The following is a 15,368-nucleotide window of genomic DNA, read 5'->3' as shown; positions in this document are numbered from 1 at the left end:
ACGTACCCAACCTGTCGGATTCCGTGCCATGACCCAATGCATCCGAGTGACTGCACCGGGTTAGTGTCGATCAAGTGGTTGGAACCGTCAGCACCTATCGAAAAGTCATCGCCCTGACCGGGCCCCTACTTCCGCTCGTCTCTTTCCTCGCCCGACTGCCCGTCGCGATGTCCCAGTTCGGCAGTTTCCTGCTGGTCGCCCAGACCAGCGGGTCCCTCGCCACCGCGGGCACGGTCGGCGGCGCCCTCTCCATCGGGCAGGTCCTCTTCGGGCCCGTCCTCGGCTGGCTCGCCGACCGCCACGGGCAGCGCCCGGTCGTCCTTGCCGCGGCCGCCGTCAACGCCGCGGCCACCGCCGCCCTCGTCGCCGGCGCCCTCACGCACCTGGCCACCGCCGCGCTCGCCGCGATCGGCGCCCTCACCGGAGCCTCCGTACCGCTGATCGGACCGCTCGCGCGCACCCGCTCGGTGGCGCTGGCACACCGGGCCGAGGCCGACGAAGGCGTCGTCGGCGCCGTCCACGCACTCGAAGGCACCCTCGACGAGGTCTCCTTCGTCTTCGGGCCCGCCCTCGTCGGACTCGCCGCGCTCCTCGTGCACCCGGCCGTCGCCCTCGCCGGCGCGGCCGGCCTCGTCGCCGTCTTCGGCACCGGCTTCGCACTGCACCCGACCGCCGCCGTCACGGTCGGGTCGCCCGCGCGGGACCGGCTCCCGGGAAGGCGGGTCCGGCCGCCCGGCGTGGTCCACGCCGTACGCGGTTCCCTCGCCCTCCAGGGCGCCATGTTCGGCGCCTGCCAGGCGGGCATCACCGCCCTCACCCTCCGGCTCGGCGTCCCGGACCAGGCCGCCGTCGTCTACTCCGCCATGGGCGTCGTCAGCGCGGTCGTCGGCATCTCGCTCGGCGCGCTGCCCGCCCGCTTCGGACTGCGGCTGCGCTGGCGGGTGGCGACCGGTGCGGCCCTGGTGCTCTCGGTGCCCCTGCTGTTCACCGACCGCCTGTGGCCGCTGTACGTCGTCGTCACCGTGCTGGGAGCCGCCTACGCACCCCACCTGATCACCGCGTTCGCACTCACCGAGCGGGCCGTGGAACCGGCCCGGCTCTCCACCTCGATGGCCTTCGCCGCCAGCTGCCTGGTTGCCGGGCAGGCCACGGCACTCGTCGTCTGTGGGCGCCTCGCCGAGGAGTACGGGCCCGCCGGAGCCTTCGCCGTGGCCGTCGGGGCGGCCGCGCTCTGCCTGCTCCTCGCCCTCGTCACCCGGCTGCCCGCCGCCCGGACGCACACCGCCGGGGCGCGCGCCCCCGAGGCGCGCGTCCCGGGCCCGCAGACCGGCTCCACCGCGGCGACGGACGGGAGCGGCGCCACCTACGCCGGGCGCTGAAGCACCACCAGGCACCGCCCCGTCAGCGCCACCCGGTCACCCGCCGCGTACTGCGGCCCGGTGCCGGGTGGCAGTACGTCCGCCCGCGCCGTGTCCACCACCAGCCGCCACTGCGCGCCGTGCCCCGCCGGAACGGTGAAGTCCTGCGGCTCCGCAGCCGCGTTGAACATCAGCAGGAACGAGTCGTCGGTGATCCGCTCCCCGCGGGTGCCCGGCTCGGAGATCGCCTCCCCGTTGAGGAAGACGGTCAGCGCCCTCGCGTGCTGCGCCTGCCAGTCCCGCGCCCGCATCTCCTCCCCGTGCGGGGTGAACCAGGCGATGTCGGACAGCTCGTCGTGCGTGCCCTCGACCGGACGCCCGTGGAAGAACCGGCGCCGCCGGAAGACCGGGTGGTCGCGGCGCAGCCACACCATCCGCCGGGTGAACTCCAGCAGGGAAGGCGCCGGTTTGCCCGGCTCCGGCCAGCACACCCAACTCAACTCGTTGTCCTGGCAGTAGGCGTTGTTGTTGCCCTGCTGGGTGCGGCCGAACTCGTCGCCGTGGCTGAGCATCGGCACCCCCTGCGACAGCATCAGGGTGGCGGTGAAGTTGCGCATCTGGCGCTCGCGCAGCTCCAGGATATCCGGGTCCTCGGTGGGCCCCTCCACCCCGCAGTTCCACGAGCGGTTGTGGGTCTCGCCGTCCCGATTGCCCTCCCGATTGGCCTCGTTGTGCTTCTCGTCGTACGAGACCAGGTCGTTTAGGGTGAAACCGTCGTGGCAGGTGGTGAAGTTGATCGACGCCAGTGGGCGCCGCCCGTCGTCCTGGTAGAGGTCCGAGGAGCCCGTCAGCCGCCCCGCGAACTCCGCGAGCGTCCGCGGCTGCCCGCGCCACAGGTCCCGTACGGTGTCCCGGTACTTGCCGTTCCACTCGGTCCACAGCGGCGGGAAGTTGCCCACCTGGTAGCCGCCCTCGCCCAGGTCCCAGGGCTCCGCGATCAACTTCACCTGGCTCACCACCGGATCCTGCTGGACCAGGTCGAAGAACGAGGACAGCCGGTCCACCTCGTGGAACTGGCGGGCCAGCGTCGCCGCCAGGTCGAAGCGGAAGCCGTCCACGTGCATCTCGGTGACCCAGTACCGCAGCGAATCCATGATCAGCTGGAGCACGTGCGGGGAGCGCATCAGCAGCGAGTTCCCGGTGCCGGTGGTGTCCGTGTAATGGCGCGGATCGTCCGCCAGCCGGTAGTACGAGGCGTTGTCCAGCCCCCGGAAGGACAGCGTCGGGCCCAGGTGGTTCCCCTCGGCGGTGTGGTTGTAGACCACGTCGAGGATCACCTCGATGCCCGCCTCGTGCAGGGCCCGGACCGCCGACTTGAACTCCAGCACCTGCTGACCGCGGTCGCCCGAGGCATAGCCATTGTGCGGGGCGAAGAAGCCGATGGTGTTGTAGCCCCAATAGTTGCTCAGCCCGTCGTTGACCAGCCGGTGGTCGTTGACGAACTGGTGGACCGGCATCAGCTCCAGCGCCGTCACCCCGAGCTTGGCGAGGTGGCCGATGACCGCCGGGTGCGCCAGCGCCCCGTAGGTGCCGCGCAGCTCCTCGGGGAGGTCCGGATGGTGCATGGTCAGCCCCTTGACGTGGGCCTCGTACAGCACGGTGTGGTGGTACTCGTGACGCGGAGGCCGGTCGTTGGCCCAGTCGAAGTACGGGTTCACCACCACCGAGCTCATCGTGTGCGGGGCGGAGTCCAGGTCGTTGCGGGAGTCCGGCCGGCCGAAGTGGTAGCCGTACACCGCCTCGTTCCAGCTGACCCGGCCGCTGATGGCCCGCGCGTACGGGTCCAGCAGCAGCTTTGCCGCGTTGCAGCGCCGTCCGCGCTCGGGCTCGTACGGGCCGTGCACCCGGAACCCGTAGCGCTGGCCCGGCATGACGCCGGGCAGGTACGCGTGGCGGACGAAGGCGTCCGTCTCGCGCAGCTCCACGGCGGACTCCGACCCGTCGTCGTGCAGGAGACACAGCTCGATGCGTCGGGCGGCCTCCGAATAGACCGCGAAATTGGTGCCGGCGCCGTCGTACGTGGCACCCAGCGGATACGCCTGTCCCGGCCAGACCTGCATAGATAACGACTCTTCCCTCGTTGCCCGAAGATGTCCCGGCTGACCCGGCGTGGACCCAAGCCCCTGCCAGATCTTCCCCGAAAGAGGGGCCGCAAGCGCGGACTTGGGAGGGGTCCTACCGGGTGACCCGCAGAGCTGATATGCGGGTCAGCGGACTGTGTGCGCATCGGATAATGGGTCAACGGACAGTCCCCGTACGGGCCGTCGGGCTGCACCCGGCCGTGTGCGCGGAGTACCCTTCCGTGATCACTGGAGACGGGCGTCCAGACGCAGAAGGCGGTGCACGGGTGAGCTCGGGAGGTCTGGAGCTGCCCCCTGGTGACGGCAGTCACGAGGGTGGTCCGGCGGACGACCCGGGGGGTGTCCCCGGCGGGACGCCCGCGGGGATCCCGGCCGGGGCGGTCTCCCTGGCGGGCGGGCCGGCGGCGGCCGGGAGCGCGGGGGCCGGCGTGGAGCTGGACTGGGGCGCGGAGGCCTGGAGCGAGGTCCGGACCCGGGCACAGCGGGCCGGCCGTGCCTACATCTGGCTGAACCTCATCGAACAGCGGCTGCGCGCGGTGGTCGGGGCGGTGCTCCGGCCGATCTACGAACCGGTGCACGGCGCGGACGACTGGGTCGTCGCGGCCGCCGGGCCCGCCGGGCAGGAGTGGGTGCAGCGGGCCGTGGCCGTGCGCGAGGTCAGCCGGCGCAAGGGCTACCTGCTCGACTCGGCCGACGACAACGTGCTGAGCTTCCTGACCCTGCCCCAGCTGCGGGAACTGATGGTCCAACACTGGCCGTGCTTCGAGCCGTACTTCGACGACCGGCGCGAGATCGAGCTGGCCCTGGACGAGCTGGAGGTCACCCGCAACGTCGTCTCCCGCAACCGGGCGCTGTCACGGCCCGTGCTGGAGCAGGCGGAGCGCGCCTCGGCGCGCCTGCTGGAGGTGCTGGGCGGGGTTTCCGGCAGCCCCTCCGCGGAGCGGCTGCCGATCGACGCCGTCGAGGACCTGGTGGGTGACCGGTACGCGGACGTCATCTCGGTCCACCCCGACCGGGTACGGCTGCAGCGCCAGCTCCCGGCCGAGGACCTCTTCGGGGGCGCGCGACGGCTCGACGCCATCGGCATAGGGCTCAACCTGCTGGTCCAAAACTTCTCGGGGCGAAGACTCGTCCGGCTCACGGAGGCCGGGTGCCGGGTGCGGCTGCTGTTCCTGAACCCGGCGAGCAGCGCCGTGAAGCGGCGCGAGCGGGAACTGGGACTGCGCAAGGGCGAGCTGAGCCGCTCGGTGGAGATGAACATCTTGCACGTCCGCCGGGTCCGGGCGGGTCTTCGGGACCCTTCCCGCTTCGAGATCCACGTCTTCGACGAGACCCCGCGGTTCACCGCCTACCTGGTGGAGGGGCAGTCCTCGGGCATCGCGGTGGTCCAGTCGTACCTGCGGCGGGCGCGCGGCATGGAGTCGCCCGTCCTGGTGCTGCGGGGCGGCGGGCGCGAGGTGCCGAAGGACACGGAGCACGGACTGTTCACGACGTACCGGGAAGAGTTCGAGTCCATGTGGGGGGACTCCCGGCCGGTGTCCTGACCGGGGCACGGGCAACGGGGCACGACGGGGCACGACATACGGGGCACGACCTACGAGGGGGGCGGGGAACGGTGCTGGAGCCATGGCCCGAGGGGAAGTACGCGGATCCGGAGAAGGCGCGGGAGCGGTACGAGGCGGGGCTGAGGGAGGGCCGGGAGGCCCGGGCGGAGCTGTTCCGCTTCGACCCGGGCGAAGGGCACATCGGACTGTGCGTGGTGCTCGTCGCCGCCGTGGTCGTCGGCTGGTTCGGGGGTCCGGCGGCCGCCGCCCTGTGGGTCGGCGGGCCCGTCGCGGTCGTCCACCTCCTCGCGTCGGTGTTCGCCTGGCGGGCCGGCCTGCGCGGCCGCGCGCTGCTGGGCCGGGCCTACCGGCAGACCTTCGGCTGGCTGACCCTGGGCATCTGATCCACGCCCCGGCGGCCCCGGGAGCCTGGCTGTCAGTGGCCCGTGGCAGGCTGAAACCCGTTGACCGAAGGCGTTGTACGGGGGAGGGGCACGGGGTGGAGGACTGGCACGGCATGGGGGACTGGCACGGCGGTGTGCTGATCGGATTCGACCTGGAGACGACCGGCACGGAGCCGGGGGAATCGCGGATCGTGACGGCGGCCCTGGTCGAGGTGCGGGCCGGGGCGGTGCGCGAGCGGCGCGGCTGGCTCGCGGACCCGGGGATACCGATCCCCGAAGGAGCCTCGGCGATCCACGGGATCAGCACGGAGCGCGCGGTCGCCGAGGGGCGTCCGGTGCGCGAGGTCGCGGACGAGGTCGCCGAGGCCCTGGCCGGCCACTGGCGCGCCGGCGCGGTGGTGGTCGCGTACAACGCGGCCTTCGACCTGACCCTGCTGACGGCCGAGCTGGCCCGGCACGGGCTGCCCTCGCTGGCCGACCGGCTGGGCGGGGCGCAGACCGGGCCGGTGGTGGACCCGCTGACCATCGACCGGGCCGTGGACCGCTACCGGCGGGGCAAGCGGACCCTCGAGGCGGTCTGCGGGGTGTACGGGGTCACCCTCGACGACGCGCACGACGCCGGGGCGGACGCACTGGCCGCGGTCCAGGTCGCCCGGGCGATAGCCGAGCGGCATCCGGAGGTGGCCACGCTCACCCCGGCCGACCTGCACGCGCGGCAGAGCACCTGGCACGCCCGCTGGGCCCGGGACTTCCAGTCGTACCTGCGCCGCCAGGGCACTCCGGACGCGGTGATCGACGAGGCCTGGCCGCTGCGGGGCCTGGTCCCGGCCTGATCGGCAGGACACCCCCCAGGGGTGTAGTCAAAGTCATCTTGTGTCGTCGATCACGGTGTCGCGATGCGTCGCCCGCACCCTCCGATGACGACGGGGAACGGGTGCGGCCGCCGCTGCCTCGGCCCGTGCGGGGGCGGCCGCGGCGGAACGGCAAGACGGTCTTGAAGGACCGGAACCCGCACACGGGGCCCTGGCGCGGCCGGGTGCTGCGCATGGGCTAGTGTCCGCCGGATGATTACCAAGGGATTGCCGGCTCGGTGGGGAGCATGGAGGGCCGGGCGGGGAGAACGCGCCGCCGCGCCGGGAAGCCGGCTCGGCTGGCTGGACGCGCTCCGTGGGATCGCCGCGCTGGCCGTGGCGGCCCACCACTTCGAGATCATGAGGTTGGTCCCCAACGGCGGCGCCATCGCGGCCCACTTCGACCTCGGCTTCTACGGGGTCATCGCGTTCTTCATCGTCAGCGGATACATCATCCCGGCTTCGCTGGAGCGCCGCGGTGACGTCCGGGCCTTCTGGATCGGCCGGATCTTCCGGATCTACCCGGCGCTGATCGTGACCATGCTCCTCGCCGAGTTCCTCCTGCCGAACGACTACCAGGTCCTGAGCTTCGACGACTACAACCACGACAAGCTCTGGTTGGCGGGCAACGGCCTGATGCTGTCGGACATGCTGGGCGTGGTGAATGCGCTCGGCATCACGTGGACGCTCACGTACGAGATGCTCTTCTACTTCTTCGTCAGCAGCCTCTTCACGGTCGCCTGGCACCGGCGCACCACGCCGATCGCCGTCGCGGCGGCGGGGGTCGCGCTCGTTTTGGGCGTCTGGGTTCCGTCGTACAGCCTGACCCACACCGATGCGGAGCTCAACCACCTCGTCGCTGCCGCCGTGCTCGTCGTGGTCACGGGCGTGGCCTGCATGATGAGCGGCAATGCGGCGCTGGCCCGGATCGGTGGTCTGCTGCTGGGCGGGTTCGGCCTGCTGCTGGTGTTCACCAACGGTCGGGTGCCCGCGTTCGAGACCTTCACCATCCTCGCGACGATGTTCGCGGGCACGGTCATCTATCGGGCGCAGCACGGGCAGATCGAGCGCATCGAGGCCTGGATGTCCGTCGGTTTCGTGGTGGCCGCGGGCGCCATGGTGGGGTGGATGTACAACCGGGACACGGTGGCGAGCGCGACCTCGACCTTCACCTGGCCGGCGTGGACCAACGCCTACCTGGCGGCGTGGGCGTCGTTCGGGCTCTTCCTGCTGCTGCGGAACCGGCGGCTGCCGCGCGTGCTGACCTGGCTGGGCGCGGTGAGCTTCTCGGTCTACCTGCTGCACTGGCCGGTGAAGAAGTTCCTGCTGTGGCAGCTCGGCTGGGACACCAACTACTACTACCGCCACCTGGCCGCCATGCCGTTCGTCGAGCGGTGGTCGTGGGTGGCCGGGTACACCGCGGTGCTGCTGGTGGTCTCCTGGGTGGTGTACCGGCTGGTGGAGGTGCCGTTCCAGAATCTGGGCCGCAAGCTGACCAAGGCGATGACGCGCCGCTGGCCGCCGCAGTCCCTGGAGCCGGCGGTGCCCGCCGCGGCCGCCGCCGTCGTTCCGGCGCAACCCTCCGTGGCGGCGGAACCGGTACTGGCGGGCGCGGGCGCGGGTCCGGGCTCGGGCCCAGGTGGTCAGGGGAAAGCGGTCTGACCCAGCGGCGCCGAACCCACAACGCTGCCGCCCCGGCACGGGCCGGGGCGGCAACCGCTGCGCGAGTGCCCGCTCCGGGCGGGCCTGACCGGCAAGACCGGCCTAGAAGGAGTGCCACTGCGTTTCCCGGTCCCCCTCCCTGAGGGAGGCCACGCGGCGGCGGAATTCGGCCAGGGCCCCCGGGTCGGCCGGGGCGTGCTGGGCGACCCAGGCACAGCTGGCCGTTTCGCGGGCGCCGCGCAGGACCGCGCAGCCCTCCCAGTCGCGGACGTCCCACCCGTACGCCGCCACGAAGGCCTCGTACTCCTCGGCGGGCAGGCCGTACCGGTCGCGGGAGAGCGCCATCACCACCAGGTCGTGCTCGCGCAGATCGGCCGACACGGTCTCCAGGTCGACCAGGGCCGGGCCGTCGGGGCCCACGTGGACGTTGCGGGGCAGGGCGTCGCCGTGGACCGGGCCCGGGGGCAGCCGCGGCGTCAGGGCCGCCAGCTCACCGGCGTAGGCGTCCCGGCGGGCCCGCAGATAGGCCGCGTCGGCCGGGTCGACGGCGCCCCCCGCCAGCCGCAGCCAGCGCTCGACGCCGCCCAGCAGGTCCCGCGCGGGCAGGGCGAACGGCGGCTCGGGCAGGGCGTGCACCAGGCGCAGCAGCGCCGCCAGGTCCCCGGGCCCCGCGGGCCGCACCGCGTCCGGGAGCCGGTGCCACAGGGTCAGCGGGTGCCCGTCCACCAGGCGCGGCTCCGGCTCGGCCGCGCGGACCGCCGGGATCCCGGACGCGGCGAACCAGCCGGCCACCGCGAGTTCCCGCTCGGCCCGCTCCACCAGCGCAGCCTCCCGGCCCACCTTCACCACCAGGTCGCCGACGGCGAAGACCGCGTTCTCGCCGAACGCGAGGAGGACCGCCTGACCGGGCGCGCCCCCGGTCAGGCCCGCTGCCGCCAGTACGTGCCTCGCGCGTTCCTCGTCCATGCCGCCGCTCTCGTTCCTCGCCGTGGATCCGCTGCTGCCCGCCAGTATGTGGTGGCTTCCGGCAGGTGGCCCGATCCTGGAGTCATGTGCGCCGAACACGACGGACGCGCCGACCGGGGCCCCTCGGTCGTGACGCGGCGCGCCCTGCGCACCACCCTCGCCGCGTGCGCCTCGTTCTTCGTGTGCCTGTACGCACTGGACCGGCCGGTGGCGGCGACGTACGCGCTGTTCGCCGCGGTGTCGATGGCGGCCCTCTCCCACATCCCCGGCACCGGGCGCCAGCGCGCGGCCGTCATGGTCAGGGCGACCCCCACGGCCTGGGTGCTGCTGACGCTCGGCACCTTCCTCGCGATCCGGACCTGGAGCGCCGTGGTCGGCATGCTGCTGATCGGCTTCTTCCTGGCCTTCGTGGCGGCGGCCGGGCCCCGCGCGGCGGGCGCCGCGCCCGGGCTGCAGCTGCTCTACATCCTGCCGTGCTTCCCGCCCTATGCCCCCGGCACCCTGGGTGAACGGCTCCTGGGAGCCACCTTCGGCCTGCTGCTGCTGATCCTCGCGGAGCTCTTCGTCCTGCCCGAGGAGCCCGGGCCCACCTACCGGCGGCTGGCCGCCGGAGCGTCCGACACCGCCGCCCGCTGCGTAGCCGAGCTGGGCCGCGCCCCGTACGCGCTGTCCGCCGCCTCGGCGGAGACGGCCCGGGCGGCCGGCGAGTCGCTGCGGCCCTTCCGGACCGACGAGGCCGAGCGTCCCGCCGGGCCGGGCCTGCGGGACCGCGCCCTGTCCCATGTGGGCCTGGCGGCCCGCACGCTCCTCGCCCGCCTCGTGATCATTCCGCCACCACCTCCGCCCCCGGGTCCGGTGCCGATGGCGCAGGAGTCCGAGATCCTGACCGCGGTCGGCCGGGCCGTCAGCGAGAGCGCCGCCCTGCTCGACGGTCGCGCCGATGAGACCGAAGCGGCCGACGCCCTGCGGCGCCTACGGGAGCAGGCCGCCGCGTCGGCCGCGCGGGAGGCGCCCGCGACCGCCGCGCGGGGGCGGCGCCGGGCGGCGCTGCTGGAGGTGACGGACGCGGCGGTGGCCCTGGCGACGGCGTCCGAGCTGGCGGTACGGGGCCGGCGCGCACGGATGCCCGAGGACGTCGACTCGGGCCGGTTCTGGTACGCGGGCAAACGTGCACCGAGCCTGTGGTGGCACCGGCTGGCGGGACACGCCGGGCCGCGCTCGGTGTACTTCCAGAACGCCGTCCGGATCGGCCTCGCACTGGCGGCCGCCCGCACGATCGCGGGGGTGGACTCGTTGCCCCACGGCTTCTGGGCGATGCTGGCCGTCCTCAGCCTGACCCGGACCACCGCCGCCCAGACGCGGGCGACCGTACGCGTGGCGATCACCGGCACCCTGCTCGGCGCCCTGGCCACGGGGCTGCTGCTGGCCCTGATCGGCGGACACACCACCGTCTACGCCGTCGCCCTGCCGTTCGTGATGCTCACCGCCTTCCGGGTGGGGCCGGTCCGGGGCGTGGGCTGGGCCCAGGGTTTGTTCACCCTCACGGTGGCCTTCGTCTTCGCCCAACTGGCACCGGTGACCTGGCAGCTGGCCGAGGTCAGGATCCTGGACGTGATCATCGGCAGCCTGATCGGCGTCGTGTTCGGGGTGCTCGCCTGGCCGCGCGGGGCGCAGCGGGAGCTGCACCGGGCGGTCGCCCTGCTGCTGGCGACGGAGGCCGAAACGGTCGAGCGCACCACGGCGGCCGTGGTGGAGGGCGGGCCGGGGCACGTTCCCGACGACGGGCCGCTCCAGCACGCGCTGACGATGGCGGAGTCCGCGTTCGCGCAGCACCAGAACGAGCCCCGGACGTCCGAGAACCCCCGGACGGACTGGCACGCGGCCATGATGTCGGGCCACCACGTGCTGTGGGGCTCGCGTCGGCTGTTCGTCCGCGGAGGTCCGGCGGTGGGGCCGGCGAACAGCGTCCGGCTGGACGGCCGGGCGGCCGGGGTGGCCACGCGGATGCGGGAGGTGGCGGATCAGGTGGGTGCGGCGCCGGCGGAGGCCGCGAATCCGCTGGGCGGGCGGGCGCCCGGCCGGTCGGCGGCGGAGGGGCCGCCGGGGGTTTCCTCGCCGCGGTTCTTCGCGGCACTGGCCTGGCTGGACTCGCTCGACGTCGACGTCGACCGCATGACGGGATCGGATCACCCGTCCGGGCCGGACGCCCCGTCCGGCCCGAACGGGGCGTCGGGTGCGGCCGGTGGGACGGGTGGGGCAGGAGGTACCGGGTCGTCCTGAGTCGCGGGAAACAAGTTGCACGAGACGTATCGTCTCGCCTATCGTTCGATCATGACCGCAGCCAAGCCCGCCCACATCGCCATGTTCTCCATCGCCGCCCACGGGCACGTGAACCCGAGCATCGAGGTGATCCGCGAACTCGTGGCGCGGGGCCACCGCGTCAGCTACGCCGTCCCCGCCTCCTTCGCCGAGAGGGTCGCGGAGACCGGCGCCTCGCCCGTCGTCTACACCTCCACCCTCCCGACCGACGACGAGCCGGAGGCCTGGGGCACCGAGCTCATCGACCACCTGGAGCCGTTCCTGAAGGACGCGGTCCAGGCGCTCCCGCAGCTCGCCGCCGCCTTCGAGGGCGACGAGCCGGACCTCGTGCTCCACGACATCACCTCCTATCCGGCGCCCGTGCTCGCCCACCGCTGGGGCGTCCCCGCCGTCTCGCTCTCCCCGAACCTGGTCGCCTGGGACGGATACGAGCAGGAGGTGGCCGGGCCGATGTTCGCCGAGCTGAAGGCGTCCGAGCGCGGCCGGGCGTACTACGCGGCGTTCGCGGCCTGGCTCACCGAGAACGGCCTCGGGGACGACGTCGACCGCTTCCAGGGCCGCCCGCGGCGCAGCATCGTCCTCATCCCCCGGGCGCTCCAGCCGCACGCCGACCGCGTCGACGGGTCCGCGTACGCCTTCGTCGGCGCCTGCCAGGGCGACCGCAGCGCCACCCAGGGCACCTGGCAGCGGCCCCCGGCCGCCGAGGGCAAGAAGATCGTGCTCGTCTCGCTCGGCTCCGCCTTCACCAAGCAGCCGGCCTTCTACCGCGCCTGCATCGAGGCCTTCGCGGACCTACCCGACTGGTACCTCGTCCTCCAGATCGGCAAGTTCACCGACGAGGCCGACCTGGGCCCGGTCCCCGCCGACGTCGAGGTCCACCGCTGGGTCCCCCAGCTGGACATCCTGCACCGGGCCGACGCCTTCATCACCCACGCGGGGGCCGGCGGCAGCCAGGAGGGGCTCGCCACCGCCACCCCGATGGTCGCCGTCCCGCAGGCCGTCGACCAGTTCGGCAACGCCGACATGCTGGCCTCTCTGGGCGTGGCCCGGCACGTTCCCATGGCCGACGCGGACGCGGCCACCCTGCGCGAGGCGGTCCTCGCCCTCGTCGCCGACCCCGCCGTCGCCGCCCGCGCCGAGGAGATCCGGGCCGGGATGGCCGCCGAGGGCGGCACGCGCCGGGCGGCCGACCTCATCGAGGCCGAACTGCCGTAGGCGCGACGGACGCCCCCTAGGGTGCCCCCATGACGAAGAAGGCCACGGTGACGAAGAAGTACGCGGCGCTGCTGCGCGGCATCAATGTCGGCGGCAACAAGAAGGTCCCGATGGCGGAGCTGCGCTCCGTGCTGGAAGGACTCGGGCACGGCGACGTGCAGACGTACCTACAGAGCGGCAACGCCGTCTTCAGCAGTGCGGGGACCGACCCGGTGGGGCTCGCCCGGGAGCTGGAGACGGCCATCGAGGCCCACTTCGGCTTCCGCGCGGCGTGCCTGGTGCTGGACGGGGCGTACCTGCGCGCCGTCGCCGAGGCCTGTCCGTTCCCGGCCGCGGAGCTGGAGGGCAAGCAGCTGCACGTCACCTTCTGCTCCGAACAGCCCGGCCCGGAGCGGTTCGCCGCGCTCGACGGGGCGGCGTATCTCCCCGAGGAGTACCGGATCGGCGACCGCGTCCTCTACCTCTACGCCCCCGACGGCCTGGGGCGCTCCAAGCTCGCCGAGGCCCTCGCCAAGCCCGCCGTCGTCAAGGGCCTCGACGTGACCACCCGCAACTGGAACACCGTCGCCAAGCTCGTGGAGCTGACCGCGACCTGACCCGGGGTCCGATGCCCCGTGCCGGGCCGTACAAACACGTGTGCGCCCCGGGCCGGTGAACGTCTAGAGTCCGGGCATTCATCGGAGGGGAAGAGATGCAGTTCAGAACGGTCAGACGGTTGGCGGCCGCGGTCGCGTGCGGTGCGCTCGCGGTGGCCACGGCCGGCTGTGGGCAGGGGACGTTCGCCAAGCCGCCGGCGACGTACGCGGGGATCCCGGACCTGCCCGAGGCCCTGGCGGCGGACGGTACGACTATCACGGTGGGGGACCCGCTCGCGAAGACGGTCGTCCGGCTCTACGAGGACCCGCGGTGCCCGGTCGTGCTGGACTTCGAGGCGACCGGCGCCAGGGCGATCCTCGCGCAGACCTTCAGGCGCCAGGTGAAGACGGAGTACACCTTCGCCTCGTTCAAGGACGTCAGGCTGGGCGGTGACGGCTCCAAGCGCGCCGTCAACGCCCTGCGCGCCGCGCTGGACGGGCAGAAGTTCGCCGAGTACCACGCCGTGCTGATCGGGAACCAGACGACGGTCGAGGAATCGGGCGGCTTCACCACGGAGCGTCTGCTCGCGCTCGCCGAACAGGTGCCCGGGCTGCGCGGCGAGGCCTTCGACACCGCGGTGTCCACCATGAAGTACCAGGACTTCGTCACCGCCTCGCAGGCGGCGTACCAGCGGACGGGGGACGACCCGATGGGACCGGGCACCCCCGCCGTCGCGATCAACTCCAAGCTGGTGACGGAGGATTTCCGGGACTCCCTCTTCGAGGTGCAATTCACGGAGGATCTCCTGAACATCGTCCGGAGGGATCCCTTCGGCTGGCAGAACCACCACGCGTAGGGCGCCTTCTCCCGCAGGCGCGGCAGTTCGCCGTGCCCCGGGGGCGACCCGGCGGGCCGGATGTGCCAGGCTCGTGGCATGCGGTACATCATCATCGGCGCGGGCGCGGTCGGCGCCACCATCGGCGGACGGCTCGCGGAGTCGGGAGGCGAGGTCGTACTCGTCGCCCGCGGCGCGCACGCGCAGGCCCTGCGGGACGACGGGCTGCGGCTCACGACGGCCGACGGGACCCGGGTGCACCGGCTGCCCGTGGTCACCGGCCCGGACGAACTGGGTGAACTGCGACCCGACGACGTGCTGTTGCTGTCCGTGAAGACCCAGGACGCCATCGCCGCGCTCGATGCGTGGGGCGACGCGGAGGTCGTGGGCGGCGGTACGGCCGCGCAGCGGCTCCCGGTGCTGTGCGCACAGAACGGCGTGGAGAGCGAGCGGCTCGCGCTACGGCGCTTCGCGCGCGTGTACGGGGTGTGCGTATGGCTGCCCGCCACCTTCCTGGAGCCGGGCGCGGTCTCGGCGCTGTGCGAGCCGCTGACCGGCGTCCTGCACGTGGGCCGGGCGGCGGGCGGCACCGACGCCCTGTCCCGGGCCGTCGTGGCGGACCTCGGCAAGGCCGGCTTCGGGGCGCCGCAGGCCGAGGACGTGATGCGGTGGAAGCACGCGAAGCTGCTCGGGAACCTGGGCAACGCGATCCAGGCGACGACCGGACCGGAACCCGACCCGGCGAAGGCGGCGCTGCTCCTACGGGCCGTCCGCGAGGGCAAGGCGGCCTTCGTCGCGGCGGGCATCCCCTACGCCTCGGACGCCGAGCAGGCGCTGGCGCGCGAGGGCAAGGTGAACCAGCCGGCAGGGGTGCGGGGCGGCTCGTCCTGGCAGAGCCTGGCACGGGGTACGGGATCGGTGGAGGCGGACTACCTCAACGGGGAGATCTCCCTGCTGGGCCGGCTGCACGGGGTGCCGACCCCGGTCAACGACGTGCTGCGGCACGCGGCGAACATCTTCGCCCGCCAGGGCCTGCCGCCGGGCGCGATGTCCGTGGAGGACCTGACCGCGCTCGCGGACGAGGCGGCGGCCCGGGCCTAGGTCCTGTCGTCAAAGTAGCGCGGGCCCGGGGGCACCTCCCAGCGGTAGCTGGGGGAGGGACTTTGACGACAGGGCCTAGCCGGTTCCCTTCGGAGGCTGCGCCGCGTGGCCCGCGCCCGGAGCCGGCACCCCGCGGCTGCGCTTGGCGGTGCGGGCCCGGTCGGGGATACGCTGAAAGGGAGTCCCTACGTCCGCCGGTTCTCGGCGAAGCGACCGACCGCAGCGACCGGATTCGAACCGGATTCGAACCGGATCCGACCGAGGGTCGAACCGGCGGTGTCCCGTGGCAGACCCCGGTCCTCGACGTGCATGTGATGCGGTCGGCCGAGGTCGTGACGCCGCCCGCGCGCACCGGAGGTCGGTGGACGGGCCGTCACACCGCTGCCGTCGTGAGGG

The 15,368-nt window shown here is 73.2% G+C and carries 12 protein-coding genes; 10 read left to right on the top strand and 2 right to left on the bottom strand.

The window, feature by feature from the left end:
• Positions 1-74 precede the first annotated feature (74 nt).
• On the top strand, positions 75-1,379 hold the full coding sequence (locus ACIQK6_RS09540; protein ID WP_329098140.1) for an MFS transporter: 1,305 nt from the start codon (positions 75-77) through the stop codon (positions 1,377-1,379).
• Here ACIQK6_RS09540 and glgX read toward each other — a convergent pair.
• Entirely contained in the window at positions 1,364-3,478 is a 2,115-nt protein-coding gene (glgX, locus tag ACIQK6_RS09535) for a glycogen debranching protein GlgX (RefSeq protein WP_402694617.1), read from the bottom strand. The two genes, ACIQK6_RS09540 and glgX, sit on opposite strands and share 16 nt — an antisense overlap.
• A gap of 287 nt (positions 3,479-3,765) precedes the next feature.
• Between glgX and ACIQK6_RS09530 the strand changes: the two genes are divergently transcribed.
• The 4 genes from ACIQK6_RS09530 to ACIQK6_RS09515 all read left to right on the top strand — a co-directional run bounded on the left by ACIQK6_RS09530 (position 3,766) and on the right by ACIQK6_RS09515 (position 7,960).
• A complete protein-coding gene (locus ACIQK6_RS09530; protein WP_329098136.1) occupies positions 3,766-5,043 on the top strand; it encodes an SAV2148 family HEPN domain-containing protein in 1,278 nt (425 codons plus the stop codon).
• A 71-nt stretch (positions 5,044-5,114) separates the two neighbouring features.
• Positions 5,115-5,447, top strand: coding sequence for a hypothetical protein (locus ACIQK6_RS09525; RefSeq protein WP_329098133.1), 333 nt, complete (start codon positions 5,115-5,117; stop codon positions 5,445-5,447).
• A gap of 113 nt (positions 5,448-5,560) precedes the next feature.
• Positions 5,561-6,280 carry a 3'-5' exonuclease gene (locus tag ACIQK6_RS09520; RefSeq protein WP_329107541.1) on the top strand — a complete coding sequence of 240 codons (720 nt, stop codon included), beginning with the start codon at positions 5,561-5,563 and terminating at the stop codon, positions 6,278-6,280.
• A gap of 231 nt (positions 6,281-6,511) precedes the next feature.
• On the top strand, positions 6,512-7,960 hold the full coding sequence (locus tag ACIQK6_RS09515; protein ID WP_329098131.1) for an acyltransferase: 1,449 nt from the start codon (positions 6,512-6,514) through the stop codon (positions 7,958-7,960).
• Positions 7,961-8,062: 102 nt separating this feature from the next.
• On the opposite strand, the gene ACIQK6_RS09510 is transcribed toward ACIQK6_RS09515, so the two are convergent.
• Complete coding sequence (locus ACIQK6_RS09510) at positions 8,063-8,926, bottom strand: phosphotransferase enzyme family protein (protein WP_402694616.1); 864 nt, start codon at positions 8,924-8,926, stop codon at positions 8,063-8,065.
• Between the two features lie 84 nt (positions 8,927-9,010).
• Here ACIQK6_RS09510 and ACIQK6_RS09505 point away from each other — a divergent pair, with 84 nt between their 5' ends.
• The 5 genes from ACIQK6_RS09505 (at position 9,011) to ACIQK6_RS09485 (ending at position 14,972) form a co-directional block, all read left to right on the top strand.
• A complete protein-coding gene (locus ACIQK6_RS09505; RefSeq protein WP_402694615.1) occupies positions 9,011-11,206 on the top strand; it encodes an FUSC family protein in 2,196 nt (731 codons plus the stop codon).
• A gap of 51 nt (positions 11,207-11,257) precedes the next feature.
• Positions 11,258-12,460 (top strand): macrolide-inactivating glycosyltransferase, encoded by a 1,203-nt coding sequence (gene mgt, locus ACIQK6_RS09500; protein WP_329098126.1) that lies wholly within the window; start codon positions 11,258-11,260, stop codon positions 12,458-12,460.
• 29 nt (positions 12,461-12,489) lie between these two features.
• Positions 12,490-13,056: a DUF1697 domain-containing protein gene (locus tag ACIQK6_RS09495; protein ID WP_329098125.1), complete on the top strand. Its 567-nt coding sequence runs from the start codon at positions 12,490-12,492 to the stop codon at positions 13,054-13,056.
• 95 nt (positions 13,057-13,151) lie between these two features.
• Entirely contained in the window at positions 13,152-13,892 is a 741-nt protein-coding gene (locus ACIQK6_RS09490; RefSeq protein WP_402694614.1) for a DsbA family protein, read from the top strand.
• Positions 13,893-13,970: 78 nt separating this feature from the next.
• Positions 13,971-14,972 carry a 2-dehydropantoate 2-reductase N-terminal domain-containing protein gene (locus tag ACIQK6_RS09485; protein WP_329098121.1) on the top strand — a complete coding sequence of 334 codons (1,002 nt, stop codon included), beginning with the start codon at positions 13,971-13,973 and terminating at the stop codon, positions 14,970-14,972.
• Positions 14,973-15,368: the final 396 nt, after the last annotated feature.

This window comes from Streptomyces sp. NPDC091682, assembly GCF_044756625.1.
Lineage (GTDB): Bacteria > Actinomycetota > Actinomycetes > Streptomycetales > Streptomycetaceae > Streptomyces.
This window is presented reverse-complemented; position numbering and strand designations above follow the sequence as displayed.